Origin of the sequence: Amycolatopsis pithecellobii, assembly GCF_009707865.1 — a bacterium.
Lineage (GTDB): Bacteria > Actinomycetota > Actinomycetes > Mycobacteriales > Pseudonocardiaceae > Amycolatopsis_E > Amycolatopsis_E pithecellobii.
Genome location: NZ_WMBA01000008.1, coordinates 100,192 through 119,584, shown reverse-complemented (window position 1 = coordinate 119,584; position 19,393 = coordinate 100,192). Strand labels below are relative to the sequence as shown.

The 19,393-nt window shown below is 69.4% G+C and carries 18 protein-coding genes; 9 read left to right on the top strand and 9 right to left on the bottom strand.

Translation table 11 applies throughout. From position 1 onward, the window contains the following. Window positions 1-18 precede the first annotated feature (18 nt). A complete protein-coding gene (locus GKO32_RS08085; RefSeq protein ID WP_208024315.1) occupies window positions 19-177 on the top strand; it encodes a hypothetical protein in 159 nt (52 codons plus the stop codon). Here the strand turns inward: GKO32_RS08085 and rocD are convergent. Then, window positions 167-1,369, bottom strand: coding sequence for an ornithine--oxo-acid transaminase (gene rocD, locus GKO32_RS08080; protein WP_154756163.1), 1,203 nt, complete (start codon window positions 1,367-1,369; stop codon window positions 167-169). The genes GKO32_RS08085 and rocD overlap by 11 nt on opposite strands. 131 nt (window positions 1,370-1,500) lie before the next feature. Between rocD and GKO32_RS08075 the strand changes: the two genes are divergently transcribed. From GKO32_RS08075 to GKO32_RS08050, 6 genes are all read left to right on the top strand, one after another. Beyond that, the gene (locus GKO32_RS08075; RefSeq protein WP_312867644.1) at window positions 1,501-3,579 is read left to right on the top strand and encodes a S9 family peptidase; all 2,079 of its coding nucleotides are present in this window, start codon (window positions 1,501-1,503) and stop codon (window positions 3,577-3,579) included. Then, a complete protein-coding gene (locus GKO32_RS08070) occupies window positions 3,576-4,526 on the top strand; it encodes an LLM class F420-dependent oxidoreductase (protein ID WP_312867643.1) in 951 nt (316 codons plus the stop codon). Before GKO32_RS08075 ends, GKO32_RS08070 begins: the two co-directional genes overlap by 4 nt. A gap of 155 nt (window positions 4,527-4,681) precedes the next feature. Then, window positions 4,682-6,061, top strand: coding sequence for a pyridoxal-dependent decarboxylase (locus GKO32_RS08065; protein WP_312867642.1), 1,380 nt, complete (start codon window positions 4,682-4,684; stop codon window positions 6,059-6,061). Beyond that, a complete protein-coding gene (locus tag GKO32_RS08060) occupies window positions 6,058-7,341 on the top strand; it encodes a lysine N(6)-hydroxylase/L-ornithine N(5)-oxygenase family protein (protein ID WP_312867641.1) in 1,284 nt (427 codons plus the stop codon). The genes GKO32_RS08065 and GKO32_RS08060 overlap by 4 nt, the downstream gene beginning before the upstream one ends. Next, window positions 7,338-9,074, top strand: a complete 1,737-nt coding sequence (locus tag GKO32_RS08055; RefSeq protein WP_154756161.1) for an IucA/IucC family protein — start codon at window positions 7,338-7,340, stop codon at window positions 9,072-9,074. The genes GKO32_RS08060 and GKO32_RS08055 overlap by 4 nt, the downstream gene beginning before the upstream one ends. After that, a complete protein-coding gene (locus GKO32_RS08050) occupies window positions 9,071-10,369 on the top strand; it encodes a type I glutamate--ammonia ligase (protein ID WP_312867640.1) in 1,299 nt (432 codons plus the stop codon). Before GKO32_RS08055 ends, GKO32_RS08050 begins: the two co-directional genes overlap by 4 nt. Here the strand turns inward: GKO32_RS08050 and GKO32_RS08045 are convergent. After that, the gene (locus GKO32_RS08045; protein ID WP_154756160.1) at window positions 10,358-11,602 is read right to left on the bottom strand and encodes a glycosyltransferase 87 family protein; all 1,245 of its coding nucleotides are present in this window, start codon (window positions 11,600-11,602) and stop codon (window positions 10,358-10,360) included. The two genes, GKO32_RS08050 and GKO32_RS08045, sit on opposite strands and share 12 nt — an antisense overlap. 40 nt (window positions 11,603-11,642) lie before the next feature. After that, on the bottom strand, window positions 11,643-12,251 hold the full coding sequence (locus tag GKO32_RS08040) for a TMEM175 family protein (protein ID WP_154756159.1): 609 nt from the start codon (window positions 12,249-12,251) through the stop codon (window positions 11,643-11,645). 104 nt (window positions 12,252-12,355) lie between these two features. Here GKO32_RS08040 and GKO32_RS08035 point away from each other — a divergent pair, with 104 nt between their 5' ends. Continuing rightward, the gene (locus tag GKO32_RS08035) at window positions 12,356-13,363 is read left to right on the top strand and encodes an NAD(P)/FAD-dependent oxidoreductase (protein ID WP_154756158.1); all 1,008 of its coding nucleotides are present in this window, start codon (window positions 12,356-12,358) and stop codon (window positions 13,361-13,363) included. On the opposite strand, the gene GKO32_RS08030 is transcribed toward GKO32_RS08035, so the two are convergent. The 4 genes from GKO32_RS08030 to GKO32_RS08015 form a co-directional block, all read right to left on the bottom strand. Beyond that, window positions 13,343-14,347, bottom strand: coding sequence for an esterase-like activity of phytase family protein (locus GKO32_RS08030; protein ID WP_154756157.1), 1,005 nt, complete (start codon window positions 14,345-14,347; stop codon window positions 13,343-13,345). The two genes, GKO32_RS08035 and GKO32_RS08030, sit on opposite strands and share 21 nt — an antisense overlap. 94 nt (window positions 14,348-14,441) lie before the next feature. Continuing rightward, complete coding sequence (locus GKO32_RS08025) at window positions 14,442-14,828, bottom strand: YchJ family protein (RefSeq protein WP_312867639.1); 387 nt, start codon at window positions 14,826-14,828, stop codon at window positions 14,442-14,444. 247 nt (window positions 14,829-15,075) lie between these two features. Next, the gene (locus GKO32_RS08020; protein WP_154756155.1) at window positions 15,076-15,720 is read right to left on the bottom strand and encodes a CoA transferase subunit B; all 645 of its coding nucleotides are present in this window, start codon (window positions 15,718-15,720) and stop codon (window positions 15,076-15,078) included. Further along, complete coding sequence (locus GKO32_RS08015; RefSeq protein ID WP_312867638.1) at window positions 15,717-16,412, bottom strand: CoA transferase subunit A; 696 nt, start codon at window positions 16,410-16,412, stop codon at window positions 15,717-15,719. The genes GKO32_RS08020 and GKO32_RS08015 overlap by 4 nt, the downstream gene beginning before the upstream one ends. Before the next feature lie 128 nt (window positions 16,413-16,540). Between GKO32_RS08015 and GKO32_RS08010 the strand changes: the two genes are divergently transcribed. After that, window positions 16,541-17,287: an IclR family transcriptional regulator gene (locus tag GKO32_RS08010; RefSeq protein ID WP_154756153.1), complete on the top strand. Its 747-nt coding sequence runs from the start codon at window positions 16,541-16,543 to the stop codon at window positions 17,285-17,287. Between the two features lie 217 nt (window positions 17,288-17,504). On the opposite strand, the gene GKO32_RS08005 is transcribed toward GKO32_RS08010, so the two are convergent. Continuing rightward, window positions 17,505-18,329: an EamA family transporter gene (locus GKO32_RS08005; RefSeq protein WP_154756152.1), complete on the bottom strand. Its 825-nt coding sequence runs from the start codon at window positions 18,327-18,329 to the stop codon at window positions 17,505-17,507. A 507-nt stretch (window positions 18,330-18,836) separates the two neighbouring features. Beyond that, window positions 18,837-19,355, bottom strand: coding sequence for a MarR family transcriptional regulator (locus GKO32_RS08000; RefSeq protein WP_154756151.1), 519 nt, complete (start codon window positions 19,353-19,355; stop codon window positions 18,837-18,839). Window positions 19,356-19,393 lie beyond the last annotated feature (38 nt).

Sequence of the window (19,393 nt, the reverse complement as noted above, 5' to 3'; positions counted from 1 at the left end):
CGGCCGATCCGTGGCTGCGTGTCCACGAACGCCTCGGCGCCCGGTTCGTCAAGGCCGCTCGCCGGCGGCCCGAACGTCGTCGACGGCGCGCTCGTGCCCGTGCTCGCCTCGGTTGAGCAGGATCTCGGCATCTACGTCGAACCGAACGTCTGGCTGGAGTACCCGCTCAGCGCCTGACCACCTCGGCGATCGCGTCGATGCCGCGGTCCAGGTCGTCCTCGCTGATCACCAGTGGCGGTGCGATGCGCAGCGTGTTCCCGTGCGTTTCCTTGCACAGCACGCCTTTCCCGGCCAGCGCCGCCGACGCCTCCCGGCCCGACAGGCCGCCCGGCGTGATGTCGACACCCGCCCACAGGCCGCGGCCCCGGACCTCCGCGAGGCCGTCGCCGATCAGCTCGCCCAGCCGCGCGTGCAGGTGCGCGCCGAGCGCCGTCGAACGCTGCTGGAACTCGCCGGTCGCCAATAGCTTGATCACCGTGCGGCCGACGGCGCACGCCAGCGGGTTGCCGCCGAACGTCGAGCCGTGCTCGCCGGGTTTCAGCACGCCCAGCACCTCGCGCCGCCCGACTACCGCCGACAGCGGCATGATCCCCCCGCCCAGTGCCTTGCCCAGCGTGTACAGGTCCGCCCGGACATGTTCGTGGTCGAGCGCCAGCAGGGTGCCGGTGCGGGCGAGACCGGACTGGATCTCGTCGGCGATCAGCAGCACACCGTGTTCGTCACACAGCCGCCGCGCCCCCGCGAGATAACCGTCCGGCGGCACGATCACACCCGCCTCGCCCTGCACCGGTTCCAGCAACACCGCCGCCGTCCGGTCGGTGATCGCGTCCCGCAGCGCGGCCGCGTCCCCGTATTTGACCACCACGAACCCGGGGGTGAACGGACCGAAGTGCGCCCGCGCGGTCTCGTCGGTCGAGAACGACACGATTGTCGTGGTGCGGCCGTGGAAGTTCGACCCGGCGACCACGATTTCGGCTGTGCCGTCCGGGATTCCCTTCACCTCGTACGCCCATTTTCGCGCGACCTTCAACGCCGATTCGACCGCCTCGGCGCCCGAGTTCATCGGCAGCACCATCTCGGTGCCGGTCAGTTCGGCCAGCTCCGCGCAGAACAGGCCCAGCTGGTCGTGGTGAAACGCCCGCGAGGTCAACGTGACCCGGCCCAGCTGTTCGATGGCCGCCGCGACGAGATCCGGGTGCCGGTGACCGAAATTGAGCGCCGAGTACGCGGACAGGAAGTCCAGGTAGCGCTTGCCCTCGGTGTCGGTGACCCAGGCGCCTTCGCCTTCGGTGATGACCACCGGCAGCGGGTGGTAGTTGTGCGTGCTCCAGCGTTCGTCGAGCGCGATGAACTCTGCGGTGGTCGTCATGCTCAACAGATTAGAGCCGGAAACTGTGCTGATCAGGGCCGCTTTGTTGCGTACTTTCCCCGGACAGCGGTCAATCGTTGTGCTACTGGGCACACTCGCCAACATACCGGCCGTTCTGAGAGAGTGCGAAGGTGACCGACGAGCTGTCCTTCCTCCGCAAACAGGCCCGCACGCAGCGCTTCACGCTCGGCACGCCCCGGGAGTTCCGGGTCGCGCCCGACGGGTCGAGACTGCTTTTCCTGCGGTCGGAGTCGGGCACGGATCGGCGCAACAGCCTGTGGGAGCTGGAGCTCGCCTCGGGGGCGGAGACGAAGATCGTCGACGCGGTCGAGCTGCTTCCCGGCGAGGAGAGCCTGCCGCCCGAGGAGCGGGCGCGCCGCGAACGCAGCCGGGAGCGGGCGGGCGGAGTGGTCGGCTACGCCACCGACGCCGAGTTGCGGATCGCCGCTTTTTCCTTGTCCGGCAAGCTTTACACGGTCGATCTGCGGACCAGGAAGGTCGCCGAGCTGGTCGGTGGCGCCGTTGTCGACCCGCGACCGAACCCGGCGGGCACGCAGGTCGCCTACGTCCGTGACCGCCGGCTGCGGGTGATCGACCTCGCGACCGGCCAGGGCCGGCTGCTGATCGGTGACGGGAGTGAGGACGGCGACCAGGTTGCGTGGGGGCTCGCGGAGTTCATCGCGGGTGAGGAGATGGGGCGCACGCGCGGGTACTGGTGGTCGCCCGACGGGACGAGCCTGCTCGTGGAGCGCAGCGACCGCACCGAAGTCCCACGCTGGACGATCGCGGACCCGGCGAACCCGGACGTCCCCGGCACGACCGTCGCCTACCCCGCCGCGGGTGAGCGGAATGTCGACGTATCGCTGGCCATTGTCGGGCTGGACGGCACGCGCGTGGACGTTCAACGCGGTGACTGGGAGTACCTCGCGGCGGTGCACTGGTCCGCCGGTGGGCCGCCGCTGCTGGCGGTGCAGAGCCGGGATCAGCGCACGTTCGAGATCCACTCGGTGGATCCGGCGACGGGCGCGACGAAGTTGCTGCACGCCGAAACCGATCCGCGCTGGGTCGAGCTCGTGGCGGGTGTGCCTGCGTGGACGGCCGATGGGCGGCTCGTCCATGTGTCCACAGTGGACGATGCGTACCGGCTGATGGTCGACGGGGTACCGGTGACGGGCCCGGATCTGCAGGTGCGCTCGGTGCTCGACGTCGGGGCCGAAATCCTGTTCAGCGCCTCGGATTCCGATCCGACGCAGATCCACGTTTACCGCACCGGCCCGGATGGGGCGACCCGCCTGTCCACTTCGGACGGTGTGCACGTCGGTGCGGGTTCGGCGGAGGTCACCGTCCTGTCGTCGTGGAGCCTCGAACACACTGGGCCGCAGGTGTCCGTGCTGCGCGGCGGCGCGCCGGTCGCGAAGATCCGTTCGTACCCGGAGGATCCCGGCATCGAGCCGCGGCCGCGGTGGCTCACCGTGGGCGAACGCGGGCTGCGGGCGGCCTTGTTGCTGCCCGCCGGGCATCAGCCGGGGGCGAAACTGCCCGTGCTGCTCGACCCGTACGGCGGGCCGCACGCGCAGCGGGTACTGCACAGCCGCAACGCGTTCCTGACCTCACAATGGTTCGCCGATCAGGGTTTCGCGGTGCTCGTCGCCGACGGCCGCGGCACGCCGGGGCGAGGACCCACGTGGGAACGGGAAGTCGCGGGCGAGCTGGCGGGCGTGACACTGACCGATCAGGTGGACGCGCTGCACGCGGTCGCGGCGGAGCATCCGGAACTAGACCTTTCGCGGGTCGCGATCCGCGGCTGGTCCTACGGCGGGTATCTGTCCGCGCTCGCCGTGCTGCGGCGCCCGGACGTCTTCCACGCGGCGGTCGCGGGCGCGCCGGTCACCGACTGGTCCCTGTACGACACGCATTACACGGAGCGGTATCTGGGCACCCCGCAGGACGATCCCGCGGCGTACGAACGGAATTCGCTGCTCGCCGACGCGGAGAACCTGCGGCGTGCGCTGCTGATCGTGCACGGGCTCGTGGATGACAACGTCTTCGTCGCGCATTCGCTGCGGTTGTCGTCGGCGCTGCTCGCGGCCGGGCGCGCGCACACCTTCCTGCCGCTGGCCGGCACGACGCACATGACGCCACAGGACGAGGCCGTCGCGGAGAATCTGATGCACGTCCAGGTGCACTGGTTGAAGAAGGAGCTGGCGTGAACCGGTGGGGGCTGACGATCCCGTTGACGGGAGTGCCGCTGACGGCGCACCGCGAGCTGATCGAGCGGCTGCCGGATCTCGGCTACACCGACCTGTGGACCGCGGAAACCGCCGGGACCGACGCGTTTTCGCCGTTGCTGCTCGCTTCGCAGTGGGCGCCGCGGTTGCGGCTGGGCACGGCGATCGTGCCGGTGTACACCCGCGGCCCCGGCCTGCTCGCGATGAGCGCGGCGACGCTCGCGGAGGCCGCGCCGGACCGGTTCGTGCTCGGGATCGGCACCTCGTCACCGGTGATCGTGTCGAACTGGAACGCGGCCGAGTTCACCGAGCCGTACGGCCGGACCCGTGACACGCTGCGGTTTCTGCGCTCGGCGCTGGCGGGGGAGAAGATCACCGAGGAGTACCCGACGTTCTCGGTCCGGCGGTTCCAGCTCGAGCGCGTGCCGCCCCGGCCACCGCGGATCATGCTCGCCGCGCTGCGGCCGGGAATGCTGCGGCTGGCGGCGAAGGAGGCCGACGGTGCGATCACGAACTGGCTCGCGCCTTCGGATGTGCCACGGGTGCGTGCCGAGATCGGGCCGGAAGTGGAGCTGGTGGCCCGGATCTTCGTGTGCCCCACCGAAGATGTGGAAGCGGCGCGGGCGATCGGCCGGATGCTGATCAGCAGTTACCTGACCGTGCCGGTGTACGCGGCGTTCCACGAGTGGCTCGGCCGGGGTGAGGCGCTGGCGAAGATGCACGAGCTGTGGGCGGCGGGGGACCGCAAGGGCGCGAACGCCGCGATCCCGGACGAGGTCGTGGACGAGCTCCTGGTGCACGGCAGCGCCGAGGCCTGCCGCGAGCGTCTGCAGTCCTATGTGGACAACGGGCTGACCACCCCGGTGATCGCCCTGATCGGTCACGGTGAAGACCCCGTTTCCCAGGTCGCTGCCCTGGCTCCACGCTGATCCGCGCCCGCACCCGTCGCTGCCGCGCCTGCTCGTCCACCCGGATGGAGCGGTTCCGGCGCAGCACTTTTGTGGGAAAGTGCGATGCGGGTGGTGTCGGGAGAACCCGGTGACCGTAAGGTGGCTTAGTGTAGGCTTACCTAAGGGAGTGATCAGTGGGAGACTCGACCGCGCTGGCCGGCGGGCCGCAGGGACACGAGCGGCTCGCGGAGCTGATTCCGTTGGTGCTGCAGGGAATCGCGACCGGTGCGGCCGAGCGGGCGGCACCCGGTCCGGCCGGCGGGCCCGCCCCTGTCGCGGCGAGTGTGGCCGCGCTCGAACCCCTGGTCCCCGCGCGGGGGGTCGGTGCCGAGCAAGCGCTTTCCGAACTGAGCACATTGCTGGCCGCGGGCTCGGTCGATCCCGCTGATCCTTGGTGCGCCGCGCATCTGCACACCCCGCCGCTCGCGGTCGGTGTCGCCGCGGACGTCGCCGCCGGTGCGCTCAACCCGTCGATGGACTCGTGGGACCAGGCCCCGGTCGCCAGCGAGCTGGAGCGTGCGTTCCTCGCCACGATCGCGCGCCTGTGCTATCCGGACGAGGCCGGACCGGATGCCGTGGTCACCACCGGCGGTACCGAGTCCAACCTGCTCGGGCTTCTCCTTGCGCGGGAACAGAATCCGGCCGTCCGGCCGGTGTGCGGCCGCAACGCGCACCACAGCGTCGCCCGCGCCGCGTGGCTGCTCGGCCTGCCCGTTCCCCTCGTCGTCGAGGGCGAGCGCATGGACCCGTATGCGCTGGACACCGTTCTGGCCGAAACCGGTCCAGCGGTGGTGGTTGCGACCGCGGGCACCACCGACACCGGGGACATCGACCCGCTCCGCGACCTCGCGCGGATCTGCCACCGCCATGCCGCGCGGTTGCATGTGGACGCTTCATACGGCGGGTTGGCCTTGTGCAGCACCAAATTACGGCCGCTGCTCGACGGCATCGACGGCGCCGACTCGATCGCACTCGATCTGCACAAGTTCGGCTGGCAGTCCGTGGCCGCCGGGTTGTTCGCCACCAAGAAGGCCGTGGATTTGAAAGCGCTTACCGTCAGCGCCGAGTATCTCAACGCCGAGGACGACACCGAAGCCGGTCTTCCCGATCTGCTCGGCCGCTCGATCCGTACGTCGCGCCGCCCCGACGCGTTCCGGATGGCGGTCACGATGCGGGCGCTGGGTATCGAGGGCATGGGCGAACTGGTGGAACGCTGCTGTGCCACCGCGCGCGAGGTCGCGGACGCCATCCGGGGGTACCCCACGCTGGAACTGTGGGGGGAACCCGCACTGTCCACTGTGCTCTTCCGGCCGCGGTTCGGCGACGCCGCGCACGTGCGGCGCCGCCTACTCGAGGCGGGCACGGCCATTATCGGACGGGCCACGATGCCGCCTGGCGAGGTGTGGCTCAAGCTCACCTTGCTGCACCCGCACGCAACGGCCGCGGACTACCTCGGGCTTCTCGACGCGACGGTCGCGGCCGTGCACGCCCCGGAAGGCGCGGTCGCGTCGTGACGCTGGACCTCGCCGGGGTCGGAATCGGCCCGGTCAATTTGTCGCTCGCCGCCCTTGCCGACCCCGTGCCGGACCTGAGCGTCGCGATGTTCGAGCGCCGCAAGGAGTTTCGCTGGCACCCGGGTCTGCTCATCGAGGGTGCGACGATCCAGGTGCCGTTCCTCGCCGATCTGGTCACGCTCGCGGACCCGACCCATCCACTGTCCTTTTTGAACTACCTACGGGACCGTGACCGGCTGTTCCCGTTCTACTTCGCGGAGAAGTTCCACATCGCGCGCACCGAGTACGACGACTACTGCCGCTGGGCCGCTGACCGGCTCGGCAGCTGCCGGTTCGGGATCGAGGTCACCGGGATCGACTGGCGTGACGGCGCTTTCCGCCTCTCGACCGGTGATAGCGAGCCGGTCGCCGCCCGCAATGTCGTGCTCGGGGTCGGCAGCTCGCCATACGTGCCGGAACCCTTGCATCCCTTGGTTTCCGACCCCACGGCACCGGTCGTGCACTCCGCGGACTACCTCACCGAGCGGGAGCGGTTGCTGGCCGCACCGACCGTCGTCGTCGTGGGCTCCGGACAGTCGGGCGCCGAAGTGTTCCTGGATCTGCTGCGCCGCCGTGGTCGTCCGGACGGTCTGCGCTGGATCGCGCGCACGGAGGCCTTCGCGCCGATGGAGTACTCGAAACTCGGCCTGGAGCAGTTCACCCCGGACTACACGAGGTTCTTCCACGGCCTGGCCGAGTCCACACGCGATACTCTGCTTCCCGCGCAATGGCAGCTGTACAAGGGAATCGACAGCGCTACGATGGCCGAGATCCACGGCGAGTTGTACCGGCTGAGCATCGGTGGCGGCTGGCCACAGGTCACCATGACCCCCGGTGCGGAAGTGGTATCGGCGTCTATTGTGGACGGACGCATCGTGCTCGGCCTGCGCCACCGGCACCAGGGCACGAGCGCTGTCTGGCAGGCCGACGCGGTCGTGGCCGCGACGGGCTACACGGAAACCTCGGTCGAACGGCTGCTCGGCCCGCTGGCCGACCGGTTGCGCACGGACGCCAGCGGACGCCCGGTTGTCGACGCGGATTACCGGCTGCGCCTCGACGGTGTCACGGGCTCGGTCTTCGTGCAGAACGCGGAACGGCACACGCACGGGGTGGGCACGCCGGATCTGGGGCTCGCCGCGTGGCGTGCTGCGTCGATCGTCAATTCCGTATGCGGCCGCGAGATCTACCGTCGCCCGTCGCGCACGGCATTCACCAGGTTCGGGCTGACGGAGGAGAAATGAACGACACAGCCTGGCGCGAGGCCGGCTCTCTGATCGTACACAAGATGCTCGGCGAACTGTCCTACGAAGGGTTTTTCGAGCCCGAACCGGCGTCGGGCGGCTGGCGGTTGCGCCTGCCGGACGACGTGACGTACGAGTTCCAGGCTCGTCGCGGCGCGTTCGACTCCTGGACGGTGACACCGGGAACGGCCACCCGGCAAGGAGTTCCGGCCGATGATCCCCGCACCCTTCTCGTGGACGCCCGTACTGTGCTTGGCTTGTCCGGGCTACGGCTGGCGGACGTGCTCGCGGAACTGACCGCCACGGTGGCGAACGAGGCCACCCGTCTCCGGCATGCGCCGAGCGTCGCCGAACTGTCCACGATGGACTACAACCTGGCGGACGGGAAGCTGACCGGTCACCCACGGATCGTCGTCAACAAGGGCCGGGTCGGTTTCTCGTTGCGGGACAGGCAGAAATACGCACCCGAATCCGGCAACCCGATCCGGCTGCGCTGGTTCGCCGTGCACCGCAGCTACGCGCAGTTCCGGTGCGTCGCCGAGCTGGACGAGGAAACGTTGCTGCGCCAGGAACTGGACGCCGGTCAGCTCGCCGAGTTCCGCGAGAAGGCCGACCCGGCGGAGTACGTCTTCATGCCGGTGCATCCCTGGCAGGCCGACGAGATCGTCGGCACCCTCTACGCCGGTGAGCTGGCCGCGGGCACGCTGATCGACCTCGGGAAGAGTCAGGACGAGTACCGTCCACATCAGACGGTCCGGACGCTGGCCAACGTGAGCAGGCCGGCGCGGCGTGATGTGAAGACCGCCGTGTCGGTGCGCAACACCCTCGTCTACCGGGGCCTGGCCTCGGCGGCGACGCTTGCCGCCCCCGCGGTCACCACCTGGCTCAAACAGCTCGACGCGCAGGATCCGTTGCTGTCGCAGAAATATCGCTTCGAACTGCTCGGCGAGGTGGCCAGCGTGTCCGTGCGCCACCCGCTGTTCGGTGCGCTGGAGGAGCTGCCATACCGGTTCCACGAAACGCTGGGCGCGCTGTGGCGCGAACCCCTCACACTGACACTCTCCGAAGGTGAGCAAGCGCTTTCCTTCGCGGCCTTGCCGTACCGCGATCGTGCCGGTGATGCAGTGATCACCGGGCTGATCGAGCGCAGCGGTCTCACCACCGAGGACTGGTGTGCCCGGATCTTCGACCTGCTGCTCACCCCGCTGCTGCACTGGCTGCTCCGCTACGGCGTCGGGTTCTGCCCGCACGGCCAGAACCTCGTCCTCATCGTGGACGACGCGGGCCGCCCACTGCGCGTGGCGATCAAGGATTTCGCCCAGGGCGTGGACCTGCTCGACGAGGAGCTCGACTGCTACCGCCTGCTCGACCCGGAAGCGGAAATGCTGCGCTGGCCGGCACAGCTGCTCGCGCAATCGCTGTTCAGTTCGGTGTTCTCCGGGCAGCTGAGGTTCTGGGCGGAAATCCTGTTCGACGATCTCGGTTTCCCGCGAGCCCGGTTCTGGTCGCTGGTCCGGGACGTCGTTGCCCGCTACCGCACGGAAAACGCCGAGGTGGCGGCGCGGTTCGACGCGTGCCGTTTGTTCGCGTCCGATGTGGAGCGAGTCACGCTGAACCGGGAACACCTTGCAGGCGGCGGGTTCGACAAGGTCGAGCGTGACGACGAGTTCGACGTCCGCTGGGGCAGGGTGCCGAATCCCTTGCACGCGCCCGATCCCGGCGGTGCGTGGTGAGACGGCCGCTGGGCCCGCGCCCGCTTGCCGCGCGGGAACCCGTTCCGCTGCCCGATGACGCGACGCGATTTCTCCTGGTGGTGCCCGAACAGCACGCGCGGTTCGCGGCGGTCGAGCTCTCGCGGGACTTCGTCGAGGAAGAGGTGCTCGACGGCGGTTATGGTTTGTGCACTTACGTTTTCGCCTGGGACCCGGAGCGGGAGCCCATCCGGTCGTTGTCGCGATACCTTGGCGCGTATGGAGATCTGCGCATGCGGCCCGATCTCACGACGGTCACGCCGATCGAGGACGGTGTGTACGCGATCGTCTGTGACGTCGAATGGCCGGACGGCGAGCCGGTGCGGGCCGCGCCACGGCAGGTGCTGACCGATGAGCTGCATGCGTTGGAGGAACTGGGTTTCGTGCCATCGGTGGGGATCGAGCACGAGGTCACGTTCCTCGACGGAGAGGAACCACTGACGGGACACGGAGTCGACTACGCGGTGGGCGGCACCGAGCGGTTGCGGCCGTTACTGGCGGACCTGCGGACGAAACTGGCCCCGCTCGCCGTCGAGTCCGCACGCGCCGAATGCCATCCCGGGCAGTACGAAATCGTGCTGCGGCATCGCGACGCCCTCGCCGCCTGCGACGACGCGATGCTGCAGCAGCTCATCATTCGCGACACCGCGGCCGAACACGGGGTGACCGCGAGCTATCTCGCCGCCCCGGAGGCCGGCCAGGGCAATTCGTGCCACGTGCATCTGTCGTTGTCGCCGCCCGCGCCCGAGGCGTTTCTGGCCGGGGTGCTGCGCGAGGCACGGGCGCTCACCGCGATCTGGGCCCCGACGTGGAACAGCTACGTGCGCCTGCGGACCGCTCCGTTCTCACCACGCTCGGTCCGCTGGGGTACCGACGATCGCACCGCCGCAGTGCGGCTCGTGGGTCATGGCGCGACGGGAACGCGCAACTCGTGCGACGGGAACGCGCAACTCGCGCGCAGGGAACGCGCGACTCGCGCCGGGCGGCGGGCCGAGTTTCGGTTCGCGGGCGCGGACGCGCAGCCGCATCTGGTCGTCGCGGCGCTGCTTGCGGCCGGGCGCGCGGGGATCGAGGACGGGCTCACCCTGCCGCCGGAAGGCGAGGAGGTCGCCACCCTGTGCATCACGCCATGGGAAGCCCTTGCCGCGCTGGAGGAGTGCAAAGTGCTCGGCGCGGAGCTGCTCGAACAACAGACGGCGTTGCTGCGGGCCGAAATCGACGCGGGCTGTGACGCCGTCACCGACTGGCAGCGACGCCGAGGCGCGTTACGAGCGTGACCCGGCACGGGCCGGGTGCGGCAGCGGCGGCAGCAGCATCGGCTCGGGCCTCGGGCGGCGCAGCCGCGAGATCGCGAACGCGATCAGCAGCGCCACCCCGATCAGCGGGTACGTCGCCGCGGACAGTTGCTGCGGCCAGTCCCAATGGACGTGCACGATGGGGAAATCCGTGTCCGGCAGGTCGTGGAACGGCGCCAGGTAGAAGAACGTCGCGGTCAGCGCGGCCCAGGCGAACCACGTCACCGCGAGCCACGAGCGCTCCCACACGCGCCGTGCGCCGTAGGCGAGCAGCACCAGCAGCGCCGGCGCGACCCACACGTAATAGTGCGACCACGACGTCGGCGACACGAGCAGCGCCAGCCCCGCGTTCGCCATCAGCGCCAGCGACGGCTCGGCCCGTCGCATCGCCAGCGCGACCAGCCCGACGAGGGCGGCGATCACCACGAGCCACGCCGCTTTCTCGGCCGCACCCGTCAGGCCCGTGCGGACCAGCGCGGCCTCGATGGTCTGGTTCGTCTTGAACGCGGTGCCGCTGACCCCGCCACCGGAAAGCCCGCCCTTGAACCAGTACTCCACCGACGCGCGGAAGTCGGTGACGAACCCGATTCCGGCGGCGACGGCGAACGTGATGCCCGCCCGCGCGGCCGACCGATAATCCTTGCGGATCAAGAAGAACAGCACGAACGCGGCGGGCGTCAGCTTCAAGGCGGCAGCCAGGCCGATCCCGAACCCGCGCGGCCACACCGTCTTCCCGGCGAGGCAGTCGATCGCCACCAGCGCCATCATCACGAGGCTGACCTGCCCGAACTGGTAGGTCTGGCTGACCGGCTCGAGGAACACGGTCAGCGGCAGCGCGACCGATGCCACGACGACACCGCCGACGCGGCCCAGGGGCCGCCACGCGACCCGCGACACCAGATACAGCGTGACGGCGAGGCAGAGCGTGCTCAGCACGTACAGCGTCACGACCGCCGCGTCCCACGGCAGCAACACCAGCGGGCTCAGCACGAGCACCGCGAACGGCGGGTACACGAACGGCAGCCGGGCGCCGTTCGCGACCGGCGGCAGCGTGCCGTACAGATCGTTGCCGTCCCACCAGGCCTTGACCCCGTACCGGTAGACCTCCAGGTCGATCTGCGGCCGGGTGGGCATCGCGGTGAACATCCCGCGGAACGCGAAGTACAGCCATACGGCGCACAGCAGGGGGACGGCGACCCACAGGTGTTTACGCATCGCGGGCCACTCTAGGCGGTGGCGCTCCGGCGCCGGAGCACTACCCGGCGCGGCGGCCGTAACGGATACGGACGATCTGCGGCGGGATTATCAGCAGCAGCAACGCGAAGTAGTTGACCGCGGGCACCAGCAGAGCCAGGAGGAACGCGGCCGCCAAGGCGATCGTGCTGCCGACCGCGTCCAGCCGCCAGGCGTCGCTGATCCTGCCGGGCTCTTTCGCCAGTTCCGGGTTGCTCCGGACGAGCAACAGGATCGCGCTCAGGAACGCGCTGCTGACCAGCGTTGCGCCGATGTAGAACAGCACCGTGAACTCGTCCGTGCCGAAGGCACCGACCATCTCCGTCGGGAATGGCAGCACCACGATCGACAGCAACCAGCCCAGGTTCAGCCACAGCAACGCCGGGTTGTGCGCCCGGACCTGAGCGAACAGCCGGTGATGCGACAGCCACAGCCTGCCGATCACGACGAAGCTGAGCAGGAAACTGTAGATCTGCCAAAGGTTTTCGGTGATCACTTCGGTCGAGTGCCCGTGCTCCCGCAGCAGCTCCGGCACGAGTTCGGTCAGTGGCAGGACGAGCACCGTGAGCGCGATCGCGACCACGGCGTCGGAGAAGAAGACCAGCCGCTCGGTCGATTGTTCGGTTTTCATGATCCCCTCAGCACGTGATCTTCGATGAGCGGACGCAGGATACCCGTTTGCTGATCCGGCAATAACGTTTGCCAGATTTGCCGGATCTCCGGAGCATCGGGCAGATGAACCAGAAATACGATGTCGTAGTCGTCGGTGGCGGGGCGGCCGGGCTCGCGGGGGCGACGACGCTGGCGCGGGCGCGCCGGTCGGTGCTGGTGGCCGACGCGGGTGAGCCGCGGAACGCCCCTGCCGGGCACGTGCACAACTACCTCGGCCGTGAGGGTACGCCGCCGCGAGAGCTGCTCGCGGACGGCCGCATGGAGGTCGTGAGCTACGGAGGCGAGGTCGTGCCCGCGACCGTGCTCACGGCGAAACCCGTTGAGGGCGGCGGATTCCGGGTCACCCTCACGGACGGACGGGAAGTGCGGGCGCGGCGGTTGCTGGTCACCACGGGGCTTGTCGACGAACTACCCGAGATCCCCGGTCTGGCGCAGTTGTGGGGTCAGGACGTGCTGCACTGCCCGTACTGCCACGGCTGGGAGGTCCGCGATCAACCGGTCGGGATCCTGGGTGGCGGACCGATGCTGCTGCACCAGGCTTTGCTGTGGCGGCAATGGACCGAGGACGTGATCGTGTTCCGCCACACCGGGCCGGAGCTTTCCCCGGACGAGCGAGCACAGCTGGCCGCGCGCCAGATCCAGGTCGTCGACGGCGAGGTCACCGCGGTCGAAACTCAGGACGGGCGGCTGAGCGGGCTGCGCCTCGACTCGGGCCGGTTCGTGCCGCGCGCGGCGATGGTGGTGGGCTCAAAGATCGTTGCGCGTGCGGAATTGCTGATCTCACTGGGTTTGGCGACCGCCGACCTGGAGATCGGCGGGCAGGTCGCTGGGACCTACATCCCCGCCGACCCGTCCGGCGCGACCGCAGTGCCGGGCGTGTGGGTGGCGGGGAACGTCACGAACCTCATGGCGCAGGTCATCACGGCGGCCGCGAGCGGTGTCACCGCGGCGGCGGCGATCAACGCCGACCTGGTGAGCGACGACGTGCGCCAGGCCATGACCGCGGAGTTCAGCCCCGCACAGGAACGCGCGGCGGCGCGGGCCCGCCGGTCAGGCGCGGACGGTCAATGAGTAGAGGCGGGTGGTCTGCGCGGCGTTCTGGTTGTCATCGCTGACCAGCAGCACGCGCAGCCGCCCGCCGGGGGCGCAGCCGAGCACCGTCATGCCTTCGATGTTGTCCAGCAACGGATTCGGCTGTGGTTGCTTCGCGGTGGCGCCGAGCGACGGGCAGTCCGCGAGATCTGCCAGCGGCGTTTTGCGGACCAGCCGGAGGCGCTGCGCGGACAGCGTGCCGACGCCGCTGACGTCGGTCGCGCCACGCGGGTCGGCGAGGTAGAGGCGGATGGTGTTGCCGACGCCGGCGGTGAACCCGCGTTCGAGCACGAGCAGCCGCCCATCGCCGGTCGCGGTGATCTCGGCGACGCCGAGCCCGACATCGACGCGGTACGCGTGCTGCTCGCCGAGGGTGAACTCGCCCCGGGCGCGTTGCCAGGTCTGGAACCGGACGAGATCAGCCTGGTCACCGGCGAGTGGCTGCTCCATCGAGGCGATCAGCTCGCCCTGCTGAAGCGTGAGGCCTTCGAAAGTCGCGTTCGACACGCCGCGCCCGGCGGGGGCCACCCGCAACGCGTCCGGCACCGGGAGCCGGCCGATTTCGGTGCCATCACTGGTGTAGCGGCGGATCGAGGGCTCCACTTCGGACGTGACCAGCCGCGTACCGTCGCGGTCGATCACGAGCCCTTCCGAGTCCAGCGGCTGCCCGTTCTCATCCGCCAGCGGCACCACGCGCTTGGGCCGCTGGGTGCGGCCGTCCAGGGTGAACAGCGCGGAACGGTCGGACAACGCGGCGAGGTCACCATCCGGCTGGACAGCGAGGGCGGACAGGTTGCCGACGAAGGTGCCGTCGAAGCTCGTCTTGTCGAGCGCGTCGGAGAAGGAGTCGATGCTGACCTTGGGGGAGCAGGATCGCGCTGGTGCGGCGGCGGCCTGCGGCGCGGTCAGCACGCCGATGGCCAGCGCACCGGCGGCGAGCGCGGCGGGGAGGCGAGGGATCATGGCGGGCAATGTAGCGGGAGCAGTTGAACACTGGCCCAACGGCGGCGACTGTGCCGGAAACCTTTGCGTGGCAAGGCATTCGCCCAGTTGCGCGTCAGGGCGGCTCTGCCCGGAGATAGCGCCATCGCCCGTTTTCGCGGACGAACGAGCTGTTCTCGTGCATCGAGCCGGGTTTGCCGTGCTGCCGGTAGTGCGCCCGGAACTCCACCGTGCCGGTGTCGTGGAACGGGCTGCCACCGGTGGTCGCGAGCACGTCCAGCCGGGTCCAGCGCTGGGCCTCGTCGAGGGACACGGCATCCGGCCGCGTCCGCGGATGCCACGTCTCGAGCAGGTACGCCGTGTCGCCGACCGCGAACGCGCTGAACCGGGAACGCATCAACTGCTCCGCGGTCGCCGCCGGGCGCCGGCCGCTGTGCAGCGGGCCGCAACAGTTCGAGTAGGTCTCGCCGGTGCCGCACGGGCAACGTGGGTCTTGGGCCACGGCCGCGAATTCTACGGGCGGCGCGGATGAGACCGGGCCCCGACGGCAGGGGAGACGGCGGGGCCCGGGCCCGGGCAGGAATGAAGTGGAAGGTCACCCGTCCCGGGCAGCGATGACACTACTAGTAGATATTTCTGTTGCTACATACCCCTATGGGTGATGAACCTGGAAAGAACATCACCCAATCTCACGTTGTGTAACTGCACGTGACGTTTGTGCAGGTGGCAGAGTTGCCGAGGAAAACCCTTCAGCCCGCCACCGGCACTGTGATCTTCGCGCCGGTCTTCTCCCGGATCTCGTCCGCCGAAATCCCGGGCGCGGTCTCGATGAGTTCCAGCCCGCGCGGGGTCACGTCGATGACCGCCAGGTCGGTGATGATCCGGTCCACCACGCCCGCACCGGTCAGCGGCAGCGTGCACTTCTCGACGATCTTCGGGTTCCCGTCCTTCGCCACATGATCGGTCAGCACCACGATCCGCTTCGTGCCCGCGACGAGGTCCATGGCACCGCCCATCCCCTTGACGAGCGCGCCCGGCACGGTCCAGTTCGCCAGGTCGCCGTTCGCCGCGACCTGCAGCGCGCCGAGCACAGCCAGATCGACGTGACCGCCGCGGATCATCGCGAACGACGTCGCCGAGTCGAAGAAACTCGCGCCCGGCACCACCGTGACCGTCTGCTTGCCGGCGTTGATCAGGTCAGGATCCTCGTCACCCGCGAACGGGAACGGACCCATGCCGAGGATGCCGTTTTCGCTCTGCAGCGTCACTTCGACGCCGTCGGGGATGTGGTTGGCGACCAGTGTCGGGATGCCGATCCCGAGGTTCACATAGTCCCCATTGGACAGTTCACGCGCGGCCCGCGCCGCCATCTCGTCCCGCGTCCAGCCCGTCATCGTGCACGCACCGTCAATTTCTCGATCTCCTTGACTCGTTCGGTCGCCACGACGAGCCGGTTGACGAACACACCTGGGGTGATGACCAGATCCGGGTCGACGTGGTCCTCCAGTAGCACCTCGGTTTCCGCGACGCTCACCCGTCCGCAGGTCGCGACGAGCGGGTTGAAATTGCGGGAAGTCCGGCGGTAGACGAGGTTTCCGGCGCGGTCGGCGGTGTACGCGTGCACCAGCGACACGTCCGCGACGATCCCGCGTTCCTGCACGTAGGTCCGGCCGTCGAACTCGGCGTGCGGTTTGCCTTCCGCGACGGGCGTGCCGACCCCGGTCGCGGTGTAGAACGCCGGGATTCCGGCGCCACCAGCGCGCATCCGCTCCGCGAGCGTGCCCTGCGGCGCGAACTCGACCTCGATCTCGTGGTCCAGATACTGCTGCGCGAACAGCTTGTTCTCGCCCACGTACGAGGCGATGACCTTGCGCACCTGGCGGTTCTCCAGCAGCAGGCCAAGCCCCTTACCGTCGACGCCCATGTTGTTCGACACGATGGTCAGCTCGCGGACGCCCGAGTCACGGACGGCTTCGATCAGGTCGTTCGGATTACCGCTGAGCCCGAACCCGCCGACGGCGATGGTGATCCCGTCCTCGAGCACGTCGGAAAGCGCTTCGGCGGCGCTGGCGTACAACTGCGGCACGGGACCTCCTTGCGTTCGGTCATTGAACACACGCGAGTCCAGCTCATCTGCGGTGGAGAGTCAAAAACTCTTTCGCTTGGTGAACGTTCGCGGCATCGGCGTTCACTGAGTGAACGTAGGATGAGGGCATGAGCTTGATCGGCCGAGCGGGTGCGGTGCTGCGTGCGCTGTCCGCGGTGAACGACGACGGCGCGTCGACGTCGGACCTCGCGCGCGCCACGGAACTGGCCCGGCCCACGGTGCACCGGCTGCTCGTCGCGCTCGCCGACGAGGGGTATGTGGACCGGGACCGGCGGACCGGGCGCTGGTATCTCGGGCCGGAGCTGTACCTGCTCGGCGAAGCGGCGGCCCGTCGCTACGACGTCACGCAGCACGCGCGGGCGGGCGTGCACCGGTTGGCGGTGGCCACCGGGGAAAGCGCGTATTTCTCCGCGCGCCGCGGTGCGGAGACGGTGTGCCTGGTACGCGAGGACGGCGACTTTCCGATTCGCACGTTCGTGTTGTACGAGGGGGCGCGGTTCCCCCTGGGGGTTGTCTCGGCGGGGCTCGTCGTGCTGTCGATGCTGCCTGATCGCGAGGTGGACGAGTACCTCGACCGCGTCGATCTCACCGCGCGCTGGGGGCCCGCGCACTCGCCGGCAGCGTTGCGCGAGCGGATCGCGAAGACCCGCGAGCTGGGGTACGCGGTCAATCCCGGGCTGGTGGTCGAAGGCAGCTGGGGGATGGCGGCCGCGGTGTTCGGCCGGTCCGGTGAGCCGGAGTGGGCGCTGACGTTGACCGGTGTCGAGTCCCGATTCCGCGCCGACCGGAGGCCGGAGCTGGGTGCGCTGCTGTTGAAGGAGGCACACGCGCTGACGAACCGGGTGTCCGCCTAGCTTGAGTTTCATAAGCGGCGGAGCCGCTTGCGGTGGGCCGTCAACTGACACGCTGCTGCCGAATTCTCAGGTGGTTCCTCGCGAGGACAGCGCCGACGTGGTGCAGAAGCGATGCCGCGCGAAGCGCGTCCGCCAGGGGCTGGTGGTCGGGCTGGCGGGCGGGACTGAGGTTCCGCTACCCGCACCGCTACGCAAACCACTTTCGAAACAGTCTCTACTAGCCGAGGGCGAGCAGCAGGACAGCGACGGTCGCGGCCGCGAGGCCGGTGACCTGACGCCGGGAAAGGCGTTCGTGGAGCACGGTTATGCCCAGGAGCACGGGAATCGCGGGATACAGCGAGGACAGCACGACCGCGATGACGACGAGCTGAAGGCGGGTGGCGAGCAGGTAGCACACGAGGGCGAGCGCTGCGGCGGCCCCGGTCGCGGCGGCGGGCAGGGCGAGCCTTCGCCGCATCCGGGGGCGGGTCGCCAGCAGCAGGGGAAGGATGACGAGAATCGCGGCGACCCGCCCCGTCACGACCGGCCAGAGCCCGGCGCCGGGTGAGGCCTGCGCGAGGGCGAGGTACTGGATCGCGATGCCGACACTGGCAACAAGCCCGTCGGCGGCGCCGCTCGTGGGGCTGGTGGTGCTCGTGCCGCGGCCGACGAGCCACAGTGCGGGGAGCGCGAGGATGACCCCGAGCCACGCGACCAGCGACGGCCGTTCCCCGAGGAAGGTCACCCCGGCCACGACGGGCAACGCGACGCCGCCGACGGCGCTCATCGGCACGACGACGCTCATCGACCCGGAAGCCAGTCCGCGGAAGAGGAAGAGCATGCCGATCCCGGTGCCCATGCCGGACAACGCCCCCCACCCGAGGTCACCGACGGCGACATCCGGGGCCGCCACGAACGCCGCCAACAGCGCGGCGAGCCCAAGCCCCCCAACCTGCCCGGCGAATGCAACCGCGGCGAACGACGCACGCCGGGACAACAGACCGCCGGCGAAATCGGAGACCCCGTAGCTGATAGCGGAGGCCAGCGCGAGGAGGGTGCCCATGATCAACTCCGTACTTGCGTGGCTTCGGTTGTTCGGTCGGGTGTCGGGGCGGTGGCCGGTCAGGTCGGTTGCGTTCGCCGGCGTTGGTCGTCGGTCCGTGGGGCTGTTGGTCGGTGGTCGGGTGGGCGCTCGCTGGTGGTGGCCGGTCGGGACGTTGGTTGGTGGCGTTGGCTCGGTGGTGGGAGGTCGATCAGGTCGATGGGGTTTGGTCGGGCCGACGGGTGTTGGCGGCGTTCGCTTGGCGGTGGGTAGGCGGTCGCGGTGGTGGGTGGTGGCGCTCGTTGGTGGTGTTGGTAGGTGGTGACCGGCGGCGTTGGCGGGCTGTTCGGCCGGGTGGCAGGTATGGGGTGAGCTCTTGGGGATGGGATTTGGCGGTGGCCAGGCGGGCCGGTGTGCATTGGTCGGTGTCGGTTCGGCCGGTTGGGCGCGTGGTGTTGCTGTGTGGCGACCCGTCGGTTCGGTCCGTTGTGGTGCTGGTTGCGGCTAACGGGTGTCTCCGGCGCCGGATCAGGTGGTGGCGTCTCGTTCGGCTTGGCCGACTGGGCAGACCGCGTCCTTCGTGCAGCTCGGGCGGTCGCACAGCCGGCACAGCAGGTGTGCGTTCCCGGTCTGTGTGTAGAGGCCCGTGAGTAGCTTGCCGAGCAGGTCGGCGAGGGCCCTGCGCTCGTCCGCATCCAGCGGGGCCAGTACATCCGCCAGCCCGGCGCCCCGTGCTGTCAGGAGTCTGCGCGCCGACGTACGGCCACCGCCCGTCAGGTGCACGGCGACCTCCCGGCCTTGACCCGGGAACCGCCGCGCGAGGGCGGACGCTTCCAGCGCGTCCACCATCCGCGCAGCCGCCGACTGGGTCAGGCCGATCCGTCTGCCGAGCTCCGTCACGCTCAGCCCAGGCGTCACCGACAGCACGACCAGTGCCGCCGCGCTGCTTTCGCTCAGTGCGGTCCGTTGCCGCGCAGTGGAAAACATCAGATCACTCACCGCCAGCGCCGTGGCGCCGAGCAGATTTGCGGTTCTTTCATCATGCATGACTCATGCATGATAGCCGCCCATGCGCTCCGGGCAAA